Raw genomic sequence first — 18,998 nt, 5'->3', positions numbered from 1 at the left:
ACATATAGAACTATTTAGAACGGCCTGAATATTTTTCAGCAGCATCAATTAATGCCGCAGCCACTTGTTCAGTTGCATTAATAATGGCAACGGAGCGGGCTTTTTTTGCCATTTCCCGCAATTGCGAGCGCTGCCACTGTTTCAGCAATTCCACCACAGCATCAGCCGTAAATTGGGGTTGTTCGAGTATCTTTGCCGCCCCTGCTTTCTCCAGTGGTAAGGCATTCCAGTATTGTTGACGATCTTTATGCTGAAATGGCACAAAAATCGCGGGTAATCCTGCCGCTGATACTTCACTGACGGTCAATGCGCCGGAACGACATACTACGATATCAGCCCACGCATAAGCCTGCGCTATATCATCAATAAACTCAGTCACTTTGAATTCAGAGTTGGCTGCGTTCCCATATTTTTTCTGCGTCTCTTCTTGCGCACCTTTCCCTGCCTGATGCCATATCGTGATGCTGTCTCCCATGCGGGCAGCCACTTCCGGCATGGTCTGGTTCAAGATCCTCGCGCCCTGGCTCCCCCCAACAACCAACACACGGACAGGACCTTGTCTGCCTGCAAGACGCTCTTCCGGCACAGGTAGTGCCAATACGTCTTTACGCACCGGATTACCAACCACAGGTGCTTCAGGAAATGCTCCCGGAAATGCTTGTAAGACTGTTTTCGCAATTTTCGCCAGCCAGCGGTTAGTCAAACCGGCAATGCCATTTTGCTCATGCAGAATAACCGGAATACCGCACAACCATGCGGCAATGCCGCCTGGTCCCGAAACATATCCCCCCATCCCCAACACCACGTCCGGCTGATAGCGTTGGAGAATTGCTTTAGCCTGCCGGATCGCCTTAAAAATTCTGACAGGAGCGGCAAGCTGCGCTTTTATCCCTTTACCGCGCAATCCGGAAATCTGTATAAACTCAATATCTATGCCATGTTTCGGAACTAAATTAGCCTCCATGCGATCAGCCGTTCCTAACCAGCGAATATCCCAGCCCTGTTCTTTTAAATAATGGGCAACCGCCAATCCCGGAAACACATGGCCTCCAGTACCGCCTGCCATTACCATTAACCGCCGGTTTTTGCCACTCATTTAGGGCTCCTTACGAACGCCTGTGCTTTTGCCAGACGCACTTCATAGTCAATTCGCAATAATAAAACGATGGCTGTTGACATCACGAGCAAACTCGAACCACCGTAACTTACAAGGGGTAATGTCAGCCCTTTTGTCGGCAACATTCCAGAAGCAGCGCCGACATTGATAAATGCCTGAAAGCTGAACCAGATACCAATGGCACATGCCAGAAAACCAGCAAAACGTTGATCAAGCTGTAATGCCCGGCGGCCAATCATCATTGCGCGGAAAGCGACGAAGAATACCATTGCCAACACTAAAACCACACCCAAATAACCTAATTCTTCTCCTAAAATAGAGAAAATAAAGTCAGTATGGGCTTCCGGCAAGTATTCCAGCTTCTGAACAGAATTCCCCAGCCCCTGTCCAAAAAAATCTCCACGGCCAAATGCCATCAGGGATTGTGTGAGCTGGTAACCACTGCCGAAGGGATCATCCCACGGGTTCAGGAAAGAGGTTACCCGGCGTACCCGGTATGGTTCAGCCACAATCAACACGACTACGGCAAAGATCCCGCAGCCAATGATGGCAAGAAATTGCCATAATTTTGCCCCTGCCAGAAACAGCAGAGCCAGTGTTATCACAAACAGTACTACCACCGTTCCCAGATCAGGTTGTGCCAGCAGTAAGATAGCCAGCGCAATCATGACCCCCATCGGTTTACAGAATCCCCAGAAGTTGTTTCTCACCTCTTCCACTTTTCTCACCAAATAACTGGAGAGATAACAAAAAAGCGATAACTTCGACAATTCCGCTGGCTGAATACGCAGGGGGCCAATCGCTACCCAACGTGATGCTCCATTAACTGAACTGCCAACAAACAACACCACGATCAACATCATGATCGTCATCAATAACATGACGTTGCTGTAACGCTGCCAAAATTCCATCGGAATACGTAGTGTGATAAGTGACAGACTAAACGACAGAATCAGATAAATGGCATCGCGACGCGCAAAGATAAATGGATCTTGTGCAAGGCGCTGACCAACCGGCATTGAAGCTGATGTCACCATCACAAAACCAATCACGGCTAACCCCAATATCATCCAGACCAGGGTACGATCATACATGACGATATCTGTGGGATCTGTCTCCACATTATCCGCCAGCCAATGTTTAAATTTACCAAGGCCTGGAATGGTCATTAGCCTAGCTCCTCCGCCAAACGGGCGAATTCACACCCCCGATGTTCAAAACCATTAAACTGATCAAAGCTCGCACAGGCCGGTGACAATAACACCATATCTCCGGTAATCAATTTCGGTGCAATTTCCCGCATCGCCTGTTCCATCGTATCCGTCAATCTGGATACTTCCGGGCGCAATTGTGCCAACTGATTACCATCACGACCAAAACAGTAAAGGCGAATGTTATTCCCTAATACATAAGGTCTGAGTGGCGCGAAATCTGCCTCTTTTCCATCTCCACCCACTAAAAGATAAAGTGTACCTTCCAGGGTCAGACCACTCAGCGCAGCCTGGGTACTGCCTACATTGGTTGCTTTAGAATCGTTTACCCAACGAACACCCTTTCTCATATGTACTACCTGAAAACGATGTGCCAACCCCTGATATGTTCGCAGTGCCCGCAGGCTCGCCTCACGAGGTATACCTACAGCATCCGCCAGTGCTAATGCTGCAAGTCCGTTGGTGTAGTTGTGTTGCCCGGTCAGACACATTTCCTGTGTGGACAACAGTGATTGTTGATTGACGACCAATTGCTGATGTTCATTATCAAGTTGATAATCACCCCGACCTATTCCAAAACTGATACAACGGCTATCTTTACCTGCCATTGGCAAGGTCAACTCATCCTGTGCATTCACTACACATACTTTTGCCTGATCATAGATACGCAGTTTTGCTGCACGGTATTGTGCTAATCCTTCAGGGTAACGAACCACATGGTCTTCAGTGACATTTAAAACTGTCGCTGCGGCTGCCCGCAGGCTGTAAGTCGTCTCAAGCTGAAAACTGGAAAGCTCCAGCACATATAGCTGGTACGATGGCTGTTTAGTCGATTGTTTTAACAGCGATAAAGCCGGGATGCCGATGTTCCCACCTACACCAACCTGCCATCCCGCTTCTTTTGCCATTTCACCAACCAGACTGGTCACTGTGCTTTTGCCATTTGAACCGGTAATAGCCACAATTGGTGCTGTTGCTTCACGACAAAACAGTTCAATATCTCCGACAATTTCAACTCCGGCGTCAGCCGCTGCCCGCAATTCAGGTGTTGCCAGTGCAATACCTGGGCTGGAGACAATTAAGTCAGCTTCCATCAACCATTGTGTATTGAAACTGCCTGTATGACATTCAACGTTATCAGCTAACTTATCAATTCCCGGCGGCAGGCTACGGGTATCCATCACACGTGGCGTCACACCACGCGCCATGAAAAAATCGACACAAGAAAGTCCGGTTAACCCCAATCCAACTATGACAACTTTTTTACCCATGTAGTTAGGAGTAATATAGTTAGGAGCAATATAGTTATGAGCAATATAGTTAGGCGCTGTGTTGTTAGTCATATAGCCCGTCATGATTAACGTACCTTTAATGTTGCCAGACCAATCAGCACCAGCATCAAAGAAATAATCCAGAAACGCACAATAACCCGCGGTTCTGGCCAGCCTTTCAGTTCATAGTGGTGATGAATAGGTGCCATACGGAAAATACGCTGCCCTCGTAACTTGAACGAACCAACTTGCAAAATGACAGACAGCGTTTCTACAACGAATACTCCGCCCATAATGACCAGCAGGAATTCCTGACGCAGTAATACCGCAATGGTTCCCAGTGCCCCGCCCAAAGCCAATGAGCCAACATCGCCCATAAATACTTGTGCCGGATAAGTGTTAAACCACAGGAAACCCAATCCTGCTCCGACAATTGCGGTACAAACAATTACCAGTTCCCCTGCACGGCTTAAATAGGGAATGTGTAGATAGTTAGCGAAATTAACATTACCTGTCGCCCACGCCACCAATGCAAATCCGGCTGCTACAAAAACTGTTGGCATAATTGCCAGTCCATCCAGACCATCTGTCAGGTTAACCGCATTACTGGTGCCCACAATCACGAAATAAGTCAACAGGATATATAGCAGACCAAGCTGCGGCATCACCTCTTTGAAAAATGGCACAACCAGTTGTGTCGCGGGTGTATCTTTACCAATGCTATACATTGTAAATGCCACACCCAGTGCCAGTACGGACTGCCAAAAATATTTCCAGCGGGCAATCAACCCCTTGGTATCTTTACGAACAACTTTTCGATAATCATCAACGAATCCTACGATGCCGTAACCAAGCAGAACGACCAGTACGCACCAAACGTAAGGATTATCCAGACGTGCCCATAGCAGAACAGAAATGGTAATGGAGAACAGGATCAGCAACCCGCCCATAGTCGGTGTTCCGCGCTTACTTAAATGGGATTCTGGCCCGTCATTGCGCACAACCTGTCCGATCTGTAATCTTTGCAGGTAAGCAATTAAAGTTGGTCCCATCCACAGCGCAATAAACAGTGCAGTCAGCAAGCCGACAATGGCTCTGAACGTCAGATAGGAAAAGACGTTAAAACCGGTGTGATATTTAACCAGATATTCGGCTAGCCAAACTAACATTGGAAGTTCTCCTTCAATGAGTTCACTACCTCTTCCATTTTGGTACTGCGTGAACCTTTAATTAATACAGAAATCGTTTCGTGTTTTTTCAGTAAAGGAAGCAGAGCTGCAACTAATTCAGCCTTGTTTGCAAAATGCTGCCCCCGGCCACTTGCATCAGAGATATATACACTTAAAGGCCCGACGCTAATTAATTGATCGATGTTTGTAGAGGCGATGGCTTCACCAACCTGACGGTGACATTCAACCGCCTGTTCTCCCAATTCCCCCATATCGCTGACAACCATCACGCGATAGCCGGGCATCCGGGACAACACTTGCGCTGCGGCAATCATAGAACCCGGATTGGCATTATAGGTGTCATCCAAAACCATTTTTCCCTCGGCCAAATGAACAGGGAATAAACGCCCCGGAACCGCTTTCAACGCCAATAGGCCAGCGTGAATATTATCGAGGGAAGCCCCTACAGAAATCGCCAGCGCACTGGCAGCTAACACATTGGCAATATTATGTTTGCCGGGTAGCGGTAACATAACGTTACAACTTCCAATTGGCGTATGCAGACAAAAATGCGTTTCCAATAACTGCTCTTGAATATCTGTCGCGTAAAAATCAGCTTCTGCTGTCGGGGTAATAGAAAAACGCCACACTGTCTGTTGCTCACTGCTAGCCTGCTGCCAGTTATGCCAGTCATTGCTCTCCAGATTGATAATGACGGTTCCTGTTGGTGAAAGCCCTGCAAAAATTTCACCTTTTGCTTTTGCAACTCCCGCCAACGAGCCAAATCCTTCCAGATGAGCAGAAAACAGGTTATTTACCAATGCACTTTCAGGACGTACCATTTCAGTGGTATAAGCAATTTCACCAATGTGGTTAGCGCCCAACTCAATCACGGCAAACTGATGTTCCTGAGTGAGTCTGAATAAGGTTAATGGCACACCGATATCGTTATTGAAATTCCCTGCGGTATACAGCGTATTACCACATTGACGCAAAATTGCTGCGGTCATCTCTTTCACCGATGTTTTGCCGGAAGAACCAGTCAATGCAACAACTCGCGCATTACTTTGCTGGCGAACCCAACTTGCCAGTTTGCCCATTGCCAAACGGGTGTCCTGCACGATCACTTGAGGACAATCAACATCAAGAGGTCGGCTAACCAATAATGCCCCTGCTCCCCGTTTCGCAACATCCGCCGCGAAGTGATGGGCATCAAAGTTTTCCCCTTTTAAAGCAATAAACAGATCACCACGAACTATTTTACGGCTATCAGTTTCTACAGACCGAATCTGAGTGGTAACAGCCTGCTGTTCAGAAACACAATGTAGTGTTCCTTCGGTGACTTGGACCAGTTGCTGTAGTGTCAATGGGATCATGCGGTCACCCCCAATAAACGTGCAACCGTCAGGCGATCTGAGTAATCCAACCGACGATTACCCACTAATTGATAATCCTCATGGCCTTTACCTGCTACCAGCACAACATCTTCCTCACCCGCCTGCATGATGGCACTGGTGACAGCTTCAACACGCCCATGAATAACCATTGCACTTCCCGGGTTGATGAAACCCGCCAAAATATCCGCAACAATAGACTGAGGTTCTTCGCTACGGGGATTATCATCAGTAACAACAACCCGGTCAGCCTCTTGTTCTGCAACGCCTCCCATCAGTGGACGTTTGCCTTTATCGCGATCTCCTCCACAACCAAATACACACCAGAGCTGCCCCTTACAATGCAACCGTGCAGCAACCAGCGCTTTTTCCAATGCATCCGGAGTATGGGCATAATCCACGACAACCGTAGGGTGAGCTGATGCCAAAAAGACCTCCATACGCCCACAGACGGGCATCAGACAAGACGCCGTCTTCAGCAATTTTTCCAATGGATATTGCAGTGATAATAGCGTTGCAAGCGCCAATAGCAGATTGCTGACATTAAAGGCCCCCATCAGAGGACTCTTGATAGTTCCTGTCCCCCAACTAGAGGTAAATGCAATGGAGGCACCTTTATTGTGATAACGAACTTCCTCCGCGGATAACCAACGCCCCTGCCAACTTTCCGGCAAACGATTTTCCATCGTGACAGCAACGGCTTCTGGCAGACAAGAGAGCCATTTCAGCCCAACCTCATCATCGGCATTAATAATTTTTTGTTTGACTTCATGGTTACTAAACAACAACCATTTGGCTTCTTCGTAATTTTTCATATCACCATGATAGTCAAGATGATCACGGCTTAAGTTAGTGAAAACAGCAGCCTGAAAAGGTAATGCAGCTACTCGCCCTTGAACCAGACCGTGTGAAGAAACTTCCATTGCTGCAAAAGTTGCGTGCTGATCGACGAGCTGTTGTAAATCAAGTTGAATATCAACGGCGGAGCCTGTGGTATTTTCACTGGGAACTGTCATACCTAGCAGGCCATTCCCTACCGTACCCATTACCGCACTGGTTTCTCCAAGAGCTTGACTCCACTGTGCCAATAATTGTGTTGTCGTGGTCTTACCGTTGGTGCCCGTCACACCTACCAGTTTTAATTTATTACCTGGATGTTGATAAAATTCACCTGCCAATTTCGACAGTTTATTATTTAAATCATCAAAATAGATAACTGGAACACCGTGTATTTCCTGAATAGTGCCGTTATCCGCTTTTCCCTTCGCTTCAGCGATCACCGCAGCGACCCCTTGAGCGATAGCTTGAGGAATGTATTTTCGACCATCTGCCTGGTGCCCTTTAACCGCAACAAACAGATCTCCGGCAGCCGCTTTGCGGCTATCCAATGTCATTTCTCGCAGCGGAAGCTCAGGAGCATCAACTCCCCAAAGAGCCAATAAATCGCGTAAATTACGATCTTCCACTTTTATCCTCTTTATTTATTCATCACAAATTAGTTATTAACCACGAACTCTTTTTTATCGTCCGCAGGCAATGCATCAGGCTCGACGTTCATCGTACGGAGAACACTACTCATGATGTTGCCGAAAATAGGCGCTGAAACTGCACCGCCATAATATTTACCTGCTTGTGGATCATCGACAATCACAACCAGTGCAAAACGTGGGTTACTCGCAGGCGCAACTCCTGCGGTATAAGAGATATATTTATTGACATACTTGCCATCCGGCCCGACTTTTTTCGCCGTACCGGTTTTGATTGCAATGCGGTAACCTTTTATTGCCGCACGTACCCCACCTCCACCAGGCAATGCCACACTCTCCATCATGTGCACCACTGTGCGCATGATATTCTCAGGAAATACTCGAGTACCCGGAACTGGGGGATCGACCTTAGTAATTGATAAAGGACGATAAATACCGAAGCTGCCTATTGTTGCGTAGACTCGCGCTAACTGTAACGGTGTTACCATCAGCCCGTAGCCGAAAGAGAAGGTGGCCCTCTCAAGATCAGACCACCGTTGTCTATTTTTTGGAAATACACCACTCTTTTCTCCGACCAACCCCAAATCGGTCGGTTTTCCCATCCCAAAGCGGTAATAAACATCTACCAGCTCCGAGGCAGGCATCGCTAACGCCAGTTTAGAAACACCAACGTTACTCGATTTCTGTAAAATCCCCGTGATGGTTAACTCAGGACGTGGCGCTACGTCTTTGATTTCATGTCCTCTCGAACCATACATCAATCGGTAAGGTCTGGTATCCAACACGGTATTTTCTTTAACAATGCCACTATTCAGCGCACTCATCACAACCAACGGTTTCACTGTAGAACCGGGTTCGAACATATCAGTAATGGTACGATTACGCATGGCATCTTTTGGCGTTCCCGCCAGATTATTCGGGTTATAAGACGGGCTGTTTGCCATTGCCAACACTTCGCCAGTGTTAACGTCTACCAATACGGCAGAGCCAGATTCCGCCTTGTTAAGTACCACAGCTTTCATCAATTCCCGATAAACCAAAGTCTGAAGACGCTCATCAATACTGAGAGCCAAATCATGAGCAGCTTTTCTGTCTACAGATGAAACATCTTCAATAACTCGCCCGGTGCGATCTTTACGAACAGTCCGGCTTCCCGGCTTACCTGTCAGCCAGCTATCGAAACTCTTTTCCACCCCCTCGATACCATTGCCATCAATATTGGTCACACCAATAATATGTGCAGTCACCTGCCCTGCCGGATAATAACGGCGGGACTCCTGGCGCAAATAGATACCCGGAAGTTTCAGTTTTCCAACATAATCACCAATAGAGGTATTAACTTGACGAGCAAGATAAACAAAACGCCCTTTAGGATATTCATTGATTTTACTGGTTAATTGATCAAGAGGAATGGAGAGCGCATCAGCTAACGCCTGCCAACGGGTGTCATCCGTAATACCGCCTTTTTCAAAGATTTCTTTGGGATCTGCCCAGACAGCATCTACAGGTATACTGACTGCCAATGGGCGTCCATTGCGATCGTTAATCATGCCACGGGCAGTCGGAATAGATTGGACACGCAGAGAGCGGGAATCCCCTTCTTTCACCAAACGATCAGGATTAATGATCTGCAAATAAGCCACTCGAATCAAAAGCCCGATTAAAGCAAGCGAAATGCCTCCACACAGTAAGACAAAACGCCATCTGACAAAACTGGCTTTATCTTCTTGTTTTTTCAACTTTAAAGAGCGTGCAGCTTTCATCGCCTACCTTTTAGTTGTCAACTGGACTTATTGAGTAATCACAATATTTTCTTGTACCGGATCGACATGTTGCATATGAAATTTTTCAGTCGCTATAGATTCGATCCGACTGTGGTCACCCAATGCATTTTCTTCAAGGAGCAAGTTACGCCATTCAATATCTTGGGCATCAATCTGAATTGCCTGACGTTCTTTCTCCGCAGTCAATAAGCGGGTCTGATGGGTGACCGTCACAACACTGATCGCTGAAATCACTACAGCCACCAGTAAAATCAATGGGATTTTGGCATTGCGGATTAAATCGCTGCCAATGACTCCCACTAATCCATGACGTTCACCTGCCATTATTCACCTGCCTTTTCAGCAAATCGCAATACCGAGCTTCTCGCTCTCGGATTGGTTGCCACTTCATCCCCTGAGGGTTTCAACCTGCCAATTGATTTCAGACTACGCCCCCCTAATGCTTTTAATTGCACTTCGGTAAGAGGCAAACCTGCTGGAACCTGTGGCCCCTGACTATGTTGCTGGATAAAGCGTTTCACTATGCGATCTTCCAACGAGTGGAAACTGATGACTGATAATCGCCCTTGTGGTGCTAAAACCTGTAATGCACCTTCCAATGCACGTTCTATTTCTTCCAGTTCACTGTTAATGTAGATCCTGATAGCCTGAAAACTGCGTGTCGCAGGATGCTTATGTTTCTCCTTAATTGGACTCGCCTGAGCAATTAGCTCTGCCAATTCTCTGGTCCGCGTGATGGGTTCTTCCTGATTGCGAGCAACAATGGCTCTCGCAATTCGTTTGGCAAAACGTTCTTCACCAAAAGTTTTCAGTACCCACGCAATATCATCTGCTTCAGCCTTCATCAACCATTCTGAGGCTGATTGTCCCCGGGTGGGATCCATCCGCATATCCAAAGGCCCATCACGCATAAATGAGAAACCACGTTCAGGATCATCCAGTTGCGGTGAAGACACCCCTAAATCCAGCAAAATACCATCGATTTTTCCAGCCAGACCTGCATCTCTTACATAAGTAGCCAAATCTGAAAATGGCCCATGAGTAATAGAGAAACGCAAATCAGTAATTGTTTTTGATGCTTCAATGGCCTGCGGATCGCGATCTATTGCCATCAAACGACCATTTGGCCCCAACTTTGATAAAATCAGGCGAGAGTGTCCCCCTCGCCCGAATGTTCCATCAATATAAATTCCATCTTCCCGGATATTCAGTCCATTGACAGCTTCATCCAGTAATACACTGGTGTGCTTAAAATGACTATTTGCCATGTTTATAGTGATAAATCCTGTAGCCTTGCTGATAAAGGTTCATGTGTGGATTGTTCAGTCGCAATATCACTCTGTACCTGCTGATACCAGACTTGCTCATCCCACAATTCAAATTTATTAAATTGCCCAACCAGCATGACTTCTTTTGTTAGCCCTGCATGCTGACGCAATGTATTGGCTAACAGAAGACGCCCTGCACTGTCCATTTGGCATTCACTAGCGTGTCCTAATAACAAACGTTGAACGCGACGTTCGGCTGGGTTCATGCTGGATAAGCGAGATAATTTTTCTTCGATGATTTCCCATTCGGGTAATGTATAGAGCAACAGACACGGCTGATGAAGATCAATTGTACAAACCATTTGACCTTTTGATTCCGTATTCAGTGTTTCCCTATATCGGGCAGGTACAGTAAGTCGCCCTTTAGTATCGAGATTAACCAGCGTTGCTCCACGAAACATACTCAGGTTACCCCTTGGTGGCCCAAATCTCCACATTATCCCACAAATCACCACAATTAAGAGTTTACGGATGGTATGAAAACCTTGTCAAGCCAGAGCCGATGTGCTTTAGCTAGATTTACAGAAAGATTTAAGAGAGAAAAAGAAGGATTTTTCAGATTTGGTAATATTTATAAAATATAACACTATGATAAATATGAATTATTTAATGATACTGACGGGGCTAATCTGAAAAAAATTTTTTAGGGCAAATAATTACCACTTAAATTAATTTATGTAATCCATATCGCATTATTGCCCAATTGTTAATCAGTGGTAATCTATCAATAATAAAAATATACTCAAGTTAAAATAGTATAAAAAGTAATAATAAAATGAAATAAAATAGAATACCAGAAACTACAATTATTTTAATATCAATCAAATAGAATATTTTCTTCCATTAAAGAAATAACATTCATTTATAGTGCCATTTTAAAAGAAAAAATCTATTTTTTTATCTTCAATAGCAGGTCAGCCATTTTTTTACTCATGGATTTTTGTTTAGAAAAATTTTAGTCAGAATAATCTTAAAATTAAGTCAACGAACCCATTTTAATGATTTTAGATACATGATAAGTACCCTCATATTACATGAGGGCACACAATCAGATTTTACGGCTCAAACTTCCGCGGCGACATAAATGACGGCGCATACGTGTCATTCCCGGAGCGGGTCTCTGTTTTTCATCCAGACTGGCTAATACTAGCGACAGAGCCTGTTCGGCAACATCACGATGGCGTTGTCCCACTGATAACACCGGACATTCAAGAAAATCGAGTAATTCATGGTCACCAAACGTTGCAATGACCAATTGCTCCGGCAATCGTCCACTGCGTTTAAGAATGGTATCCATCACTCCCTGGAGCAAGGCAAATGAAGTTGTGTATAACGCCTGAGGCACTGGATTATTTTCCAACCATGAAGCAAAAACTTCTGCGGCGGCTTCACGTTCATAACTGTTCGCATAAAGATAGTTCACTTTACGCGGATCATTTTCCCATGCTTCGCGGAATCCTTGCTCGCGTAAAAAGCTAACTGATAATTCAGGCAGTGCACCCAAATAAAGAACAGATTCTGACGGGAATTGACGCAATTCCTGTGCCAGCATTTTCGCATCTTCGAGATCATCCCCGACAACACTGACAAAATGTTCACTATCCAATGCACGATCAAGTGCGATAATCGGCAGAGAGCGATTTGCCCAACGTTGATAAAATGGATGTTCAGGAGGAAGAGCAGTGGAAACAATAATAGCATCCACTTGTCGCTGCAAAAGATGTTCAACGCAACGCATTTCATTATCTGGCTGATCTTCAGAACAGGCTATCAATAACTGATACCCGCGTTGCCGTGCCTGACGTTCAAGATAGTTGGCAATGCGGGTATAGCTCGTATTTTCCAAATCCGGTATCACTAAACCAATTGAACGGGTGCGCCCCGCCCGAAGACCCGCGGCAACAGCATTAGGATGGTAGTTATGCTCCCTGACCACTGCCATCACTTTTTCTACTGTCTTATCGCTGACACGATACTGTTTGGCTTTACCATTGATAACATAACTGGCCGTAGTACGTGAAACCCCTGCTAAACGGGCGATCTCATCCAGTTTCACATTAACCCCTCAGTAATATGATAGAAAAAGCCCTACTTTACAGTAGGGCCCGGTAAATATCTGTATATTAATCCGCATATTGCGATCTTTCATCGCATAATTTTCTCACCACGGCTGACACCAACAATACCTGAACGTACCACTTCCACGATTTCTGCAACCTCTCGCACAGCATCAAGAAATGCATCCAGTTTTTCGCTCGTACCCACCAACTGAACGGTATACAACGTTGAAGTGACATCAACGATCTGCCCGCGAAAGATATCTGTGCTACGTTTGATTTCTTCACGGCCATATCCACTGGCCTGTAACTTCGCCAGCATAATTTCACGTTCAACATGAGCACCGGCAGTTAACTCATTGACCCGTAGAACATCCACCAGCTTATGTAATTGTTTTTCAATCTGCTCTAATACCTTAGCATCGCCTTTGGTTTGAATAGTCATACGTGACAAAGTTGGGTCTTCCGTTGGTGCCACTGTCAGACTTTCAATATTATAGCCACGTTGGGAAAACAGCCCGACCACACGAGACAATGCGCCCGATTCGTTTTCAAGTAATACAGACAAAATCCGGCGCATGATCAGGTCCTCTCTGTTTTGCTTAACCACATCTCATCCATTGCTCCACCCCGGATCTGCATTGGATAAACGTGTTCTGTTTCATCAACGGTAACATCAACAAAAACCAGACGCTGGTTTTCAGTCACTTCACGCAAAGCCTGAGTCAGTTTACTTTCCAGTTCATCATACGTTCGGATAGATACACCAATGTGACCATAAGCCTCTGCTAATTTGACGAAATCAGGTAGTGACTCCATATAGGATTGAGAGTGGCGACCGGCATAAATTATATCCTGCCACTGTTTCACCATCCCTAAAAAACGGTTGTTTAAGTTCAGTACCAGCACCGGCAAACCATACTGTAATGCAGTGGACAGTTCCTGAATATTCATCTGAATACTGCCATCTCCTGTCACACATACTACGGTCGCTTCCGGTTTCGCCAGCTTAACCCCCAGTGCTGCCGGCAAACCAAATCCCATGGTGCCTAAGCCACCGGAGTTAATCCAGTGTCTTGGCTCATCAAATGGATAATGCAGTGCGGCGAACATCTGATGCTGGCCGACATCTGATGCGAGATAGGCTTTTCCTTCGGTCAGGCGATAGAGGGTTTCAATCACCGCCTGCGGTTTTATTTTCGGACGGGTGCGATCATAATCAAGGCACTTGCGGCTACGCCACTGTTCAATGGAAAGCCACCAATCTTTTATGGCATCCGGATCTTGTGTATCTTCCGTTGTATCCAACAACTCCAGCATTTGACCAAGTACCTGTCTGGCATCACCCACAATCGGAATATCAGCCGTTACAGTTTTGGAAATTGATGTTGGATCGATATCAATGTGTAATACCGTCGCTTTCGGGCAATATTTAGCAAGATTATTGGTAGTACGATCATCAAAACGCACCCCCACAGCAAAAATAACATCAGAATTGTGCATTGCTTTGTTGGCTTCAAACGTGCCATGCATTCCCAACATTCCCAGACTCTGCCGGTGAGTCGCAGGAAAAGCACCAAGCCCCATCAGCGAACTGACAACAGGAAGATGAAAATGCTCTGCCAGTTTCAGCAATTGCGGTGAACACCCTGAACTGATGGCACCACCGCCCACATACAGCACTGGCTTTTTCGCATCCAGCAGTGTTTTCAGCGAACGCTTAATCTGTCCTTTATGCCCCTGTATCGTGGGGTTATAAGAACGCATACTGATTTTTTCTGGATAAACATAGGGAAATTTCAGTGCTGGATTGACAGTATCCTTAGGAAAATCAATAACAACAGGCCCTGGCCGACCGCTTGCCGCCAGATAGAAGGCTTTCTTGATTGTACTTGGGATATCTTCTGCTTTCTTCACCAGAAAACTGTGTTTTACGATAGGACGCGAGATCCCTACCATATCACATTCTTGAAAAGCATCATTACCTATCAGAGAGCTAGGCACCTGACCAGACAGCACGACCATCGGTACTGAATCCATATAGGCTGTTGCAATTCCCGTGATAGCGTTGGTTGCTCCTGGTCCTGAAGTGACTAATACAACCCCTGTTTTTCCCGTTGAACGAGTATATCCATCTGCCATATGAACAGCTCCCTGTTCATGACGAACCAGAATATGCTCTATTCCCCCAACCGTATGCAGGGCATCATAAATATCCAAAACTGCCCCACCCGGATAACCGAATACATGTTCAACGCCCTGATCGATTAACGATCTGACGACCATTTCGGCTCCTGACAACATCTCCATCGAGTTTGCCTCCAGGCTCTGTTTGCAAGTTAATGTCAGAACTTCATAAGGCCATCATAAGAAACAACCTTACTTATTCCATTTCTTATTTATATAAAATGAATATGTAATAAGCGTACTTAATCATGTTCATTTCATGAATACATTGAACCATTAACATAACGTTAGATACCAAGGTTATCAAACATCAATTCACATACTAAAAACATTTTTTTAAAAAAGATATTGGCATTGAGCTAATTTGAACCAGAAACTACCGTGTTTTTATGCTTTATTTTCAATAATCTTTTTTGTCATTTCTTTTCAATCCCGATACATAGATTCAATTTCACTCTGATAATGCTGTGAGATTACTTTGCGCCGCAATTTTAGTGTTGGCGTTAATTCACCTTTTTCCATGGAAAAAGCCTCTGGCAACAGAGTAAAACGTTTCACCTGGTGGAACTTCGCAATATTTTTTTGTAATTCTTTCAGGCGTTGTTCAAATAACTCGATAACCTGATGATTACGCAGTAACTCAAAACGACTGTGATAATGGAGATTAATGGATTTTGCATAATCCTCCAGCGCTTCATAGCTAGGTACAATCAGTGCAGAAACAAACTGACGGGTATCAGCAATAACAGCAATATGTTCAATAAAACGATCCTGACCTAACGTCCCCTCAATCAATTGTGGAGCAATATACTTTCCTGTTGATGTTTTCATTAAATCTTTCAGGCGTTCTGTAATGAACAAATTGCCTTTATCATCTATCCCTCCTGCATCTCCGGTGCGCAACCAACCATCTTCGGTGAAGGCATGAACAGTGTCTTCCGGCCGGTTAAAATATCCCTTCATCACGATTGGGCCACGAACCTGAATTTCTCCCTCAGTACTAATACGAACATCGATTCCGGGTAATGGACTACCAATCGAACCTAACAGATAATTTTTTTCTTCCCAACAGGAAACGGTGGCACAAGTTTCTGTCATACCATAGCCATACTTGATATTGAGTCCAACAGACAAGAAGAAACGCATAATGGAATCGTCAAGGCGTGCTCCCGCGACTGGCAGAAAACGGATCCGGCCTCCCAATATTTGGCGAAGTTTGTCCAATACCAACCGATCTGCCAGTTTTTCGCCACATAAAGAGAACGGACACCCTTTCTTACTGTTTAATTGACGTAACCAACGACTTTCACCCCGTTTGATTGCCCAGTGAAAAATCATTCTGCGCCAAAACGGCGCACGGGAAACTTTTTCAAGGATTGCGCTATACACTTTTTCATAAAAACGCGGGACAGAGCACATCACTGTCGGTCGCACATCAACCATCGCTTCACGCACAAAATTTGTGTCAGTCAGATAAACATTCAAAGCGCCTGTATGCATGACGTAATAACTCCATGCACGCTCAAAAATATGAGATAACGGCAGAAAGCTCAGAGATACATCCTGCTCAGTCAGCGTCAATCGCTGGTCATGCAGATAAAGTTGAGCAGCCACATTCTGGTAATCCAGCATGACACCTTTAGGCTCTCCTGTTGTGCCTGAGGTATAAATCAGAGTAAAGAGATCACGCAAATTCTGCCCTGCGATACGGTTATCAAGTTCAGATTGATATTGTGACCAATCGGTCGCAATAAATGTTGATAAATACAACGCTTGCGGACATTCCTGCAAATCAACAGATTCATCCAGTACAACCAGATGATTAAGCTGCGGACACAACGCTATCAGAGTCACCGCAACATCATATTGTTCCTGTCCTCCAACGAATAATACCCGTACACCAGCATCATTAAGAATAAATGCAGCCTGCTCACGGCTACTGGTGGAATAAAGCGGTACAGTGACAGCACGTAGCTGTAAGATAGCCAGATCTGCCAATGACCATGCCATTGAGTTATGCGCAAAAATACCGACTTTTTCCTGAATCTCCACACCAAGCGATAACAAGGATTTTGCGATAGATTTTGTTTTCCTATCGACATCCTGCCAGCTCATTTCAAACTGTTCTGATGGTGACCATTGGCGAAATGCAATCTTTTCAGGATACTTGCTGATTTGCTGCTGTAATCGCGTGATCAAGTGATAAGAGTGCAAAGAATTTGTTATCACAATATATTCCTGTTCTAAATCTTCGGTTCATCATATTCAGCAAAGATAACTGACTACTTTTCAGCTTACATGTGTTAGCTATTTTCGCGCAGTCTACCCATTCCTGATGAAAGGGGGAAGAATATTTTTAAGATCTTCTCCCCCCTGACGGGGGAAGTTTGCAGGATTTATCAGATAACTATAGATATGTAGAACTAAATACCACCTTATACCTGCTCACTAAGATCTCTTAGTAACGATTTCATCCATTGGTGCCCTTTATCTCTGTTCATAGAAGCGTGCCATATTAAATAACAAGGACAAGAAATGTTACTATTGGACAGCGATACTGCCCGTATATTTAATTGTTTGGAATAGTGTTCAACCATCCATTTAGGCGCTATAGCAACCAAATAAGTCTGAGACACAATGTTGAGAACACTATTTAAATCTGTTCCCTGATAAGAGATCGAATCCAATAATTCACTATTTTCGTAGTAAGGTTTACTGAATGAATCAGTATTATCTAATGTCACAATCGCATGTCTCTCCTCCAACAATTGCTGTTGATTGATACATTCACTAATTCTGGGATGTTTTTGGGAAACAGCCAGAACCAACTCGTCATTAAATAATGGGAAATGCTGAAAATCAGGATGTTCAAATTTGGTATAACTGATAACGAATTCTATTTCTTGATATTTTAATTGCCGCTCAATATTTTCGCTAATTTGTGTTTTAATCACCACATCAATATTCGGAGAGTGTTTTTTTATTTCTCCAACAATTTGAGCAGCTAAACGGATATCAAGTGGGCTGCAAATAGAAAGATTAAATGTTCTTGTGCTATTATCAGGATCAAACCCGGCACCGGGTAATTCATTATGCACAATCTGAAGTGCCTGCTTAAGTGGTCCGAAAAGCTGCTTTGCTCTTGCTGTTGGCTGAATTCCCCGCCCATGCCGCACAAATAACTCATCATCAAACATCGTTTTTAAGCGGGAAACTGCGTTACTGACCGCTGGCTGTGACATACCTAATGCCTGAGCCGCGCGTGTAATATTCTGCATTTGCATAACAGCATTAAAAACAGTAAGCAAATTGAGATCTACACTACGCAATTGAACTTCACAGGGTTCTTTTCTTCCCATACCTGTAGTTACTGAGTTGTATCCAGCCATTATTTAATTTCACTCCACTATATTTATTACAGCGTTCTCATTAAGGAATGAATATTGGCAACTTTACCATGCAAAATTTCAACATTTTAAAAAGCCATATCAATTAATGAGAGCATTTACCCAATTAGTTATAATTTAATTGAGATTGTTCCTTGTACAAGAAATATGCATACAACATATTCTTATCTATACCCTATGAATTTCAATTCACTTTAGCGAAGTAGGTATAAAAATCAGTCGATAATAACAGGATAACAATCATAAATGATTCAATAGTAAATGACTGTATTCCAATTACCAAACCTATGCAGGCTAAAACCAACTTTTTATATATCGCTAAAATTCATCAAGAATAAACTGTCTATCAGAAATTAATATCTATAACCATTTTCAGAAAGTTTATTTTTATAAAAATCGCTTTCAGAAAAGCCAATGATTTACATTAATAAAAATGAAAAAATACCAACCATAAACAGCATAACTGTTTAATATTATTAATAATTTATTTTTATTGATATGTAAATTATAAATATAGTTATTATTTATATGTCTAAGAAAACCATAGTGAATATTCATTTCATCCCTGTCTCTTCAATGAACATCT

15 protein-coding genes are annotated in these 18,998 nt (G+C 44.3%); all 15 read right to left on the bottom strand.

Translation table 11 applies throughout. The features are described 5' to 3' along the window. Nucleotides 1–10: 10 nt before the first annotated feature. The 15 genes from murG to leuO all read right to left on the bottom strand — a co-directional run bounded on the left by murG (nt 11) and on the right by leuO (nt 18,394). The gene (gene murG / locus AAC147_RS13100; protein ID WP_047681760.1) at nt 11–1,096 is read right to left on the bottom strand and encodes an undecaprenyldiphospho-muramoylpentapeptide beta-N-acetylglucosaminyltransferase; all 1,086 of its coding nucleotides are present in this window, start codon (nt 1,094–1,096) and stop codon (nt 11–13) included. Further along, nucleotides 1,093–2,286 (bottom strand): cell division protein FtsW, encoded by a 1,194-nt coding sequence (gene ftsW / locus AAC147_RS13095; protein WP_047681757.1) that lies wholly within the window; start codon nt 2,284–2,286, stop codon nt 1,093–1,095. The genes murG and ftsW overlap by 4 nt, the downstream gene beginning before the upstream one ends. Next, nucleotides 2,286–3,599: a UDP-N-acetylmuramoyl-L-alanine--D-glutamate ligase gene (gene murD, locus AAC147_RS13090; protein ID WP_047681919.1), complete on the bottom strand. Its 1,314-nt coding sequence runs from the start codon at nt 3,597–3,599 to the stop codon at nt 2,286–2,288. Before murD ends, ftsW begins: the two co-directional genes overlap by 1 nt. 86 nt (nt 3,600–3,685) lie before the next feature. After that, nucleotides 3,686–4,768 (bottom strand): phospho-N-acetylmuramoyl-pentapeptide-transferase, encoded by a 1,083-nt coding sequence (gene mraY / locus AAC147_RS13085; RefSeq protein ID WP_047681754.1) that lies wholly within the window; start codon nt 4,766–4,768, stop codon nt 3,686–3,688. Continuing rightward, nucleotides 4,762–6,144 (bottom strand): UDP-N-acetylmuramoyl-tripeptide--D-alanyl-D-alanine ligase, encoded by a 1,383-nt coding sequence (gene murF / locus AAC147_RS13080; protein ID WP_047681752.1) that lies wholly within the window; start codon nt 6,142–6,144, stop codon nt 4,762–4,764. The genes mraY and murF overlap by 7 nt, the downstream gene beginning before the upstream one ends. Then, nucleotides 6,141–7,628 (bottom strand): UDP-N-acetylmuramoyl-L-alanyl-D-glutamate--2,6-diaminopimelate ligase, encoded by a 1,488-nt coding sequence (gene murE, locus AAC147_RS13075; RefSeq protein WP_047681749.1) that lies wholly within the window; start codon nt 7,626–7,628, stop codon nt 6,141–6,143. Before murE ends, murF begins: the two co-directional genes overlap by 4 nt. A gap of 29 nt (nt 7,629–7,657) precedes the next feature. Beyond that, entirely contained in the window at nt 7,658–9,412 is a 1,755-nt protein-coding gene (locus AAC147_RS13070) for a peptidoglycan glycosyltransferase FtsI (RefSeq protein WP_047681746.1), read from the bottom strand. 27 nt (nt 9,413–9,439) lie between these two features. Further along, complete coding sequence (gene ftsL, locus AAC147_RS13065) at nt 9,440–9,760, bottom strand: cell division protein FtsL (RefSeq protein WP_047681743.1); 321 nt, start codon at nt 9,758–9,760, stop codon at nt 9,440–9,442. Continuing rightward, complete coding sequence (gene rsmH, locus AAC147_RS13060; protein ID WP_047681740.1) at nt 9,757–10,701, bottom strand: 16S rRNA (cytosine(1402)-N(4))-methyltransferase RsmH; 945 nt, start codon at nt 10,699–10,701, stop codon at nt 9,757–9,759. Before rsmH ends, ftsL begins: the two co-directional genes overlap by 4 nt. Before the next feature lie 2 nt (nt 10,702–10,703). Continuing rightward, nucleotides 10,704–11,162, bottom strand: a complete 459-nt coding sequence (mraZ, locus tag AAC147_RS13055; RefSeq protein WP_047681738.1) for a division/cell wall cluster transcriptional repressor MraZ — start codon at nt 11,160–11,162, stop codon at nt 10,704–10,706. A 647-nt stretch (nt 11,163–11,809) separates the two neighbouring features. Further along, a complete protein-coding gene (cra, locus tag AAC147_RS13050; protein ID WP_047681736.1) occupies nt 11,810–12,817 on the bottom strand; it encodes a catabolite repressor/activator in 1,008 nt (335 codons plus the stop codon). A gap of 89 nt (nt 12,818–12,906) precedes the next feature. Then, on the bottom strand, nt 12,907–13,398 hold the full coding sequence (gene ilvN, locus AAC147_RS13045; RefSeq protein ID WP_047681733.1) for an acetolactate synthase small subunit: 492 nt from the start codon (nt 13,396–13,398) through the stop codon (nt 12,907–12,909). 2 nt (nt 13,399–13,400) lie between these two features. Next, the gene (ilvI, locus tag AAC147_RS13040; protein ID WP_047681730.1) at nt 13,401–15,128 is read right to left on the bottom strand and encodes an acetolactate synthase 3 large subunit; all 1,728 of its coding nucleotides are present in this window, start codon (nt 15,126–15,128) and stop codon (nt 13,401–13,403) included. 303 nt (nt 15,129–15,431) lie between these two features. After that, nucleotides 15,432–17,231, bottom strand: coding sequence for an AMP-dependent synthetase/ligase (locus tag AAC147_RS13035; RefSeq protein WP_369793152.1), 1,800 nt, complete (start codon nt 17,229–17,231; stop codon nt 15,432–15,434). Nucleotides 17,232–17,440: 209 nt separating this feature from the next. Next, on the bottom strand, nt 17,441–18,394 hold the full coding sequence (leuO, locus tag AAC147_RS13030; RefSeq protein ID WP_047681724.1) for a transcriptional regulator LeuO: 954 nt from the start codon (nt 18,392–18,394) through the stop codon (nt 17,441–17,443). Nucleotides 18,395–18,998: the final 604 nt, after the last annotated feature.

This window comes from Xenorhabdus sp. NBAII XenSa04, from assembly GCF_963866145.1.
Taxonomy (GTDB): domain Bacteria; phylum Pseudomonadota; class Gammaproteobacteria; order Enterobacterales; family Enterobacteriaceae; genus Xenorhabdus; species Xenorhabdus indica.
Note: the sequence above shows the minus strand (reverse complement) of the source record. Positions and strands in the feature narration are given on the sequence as shown.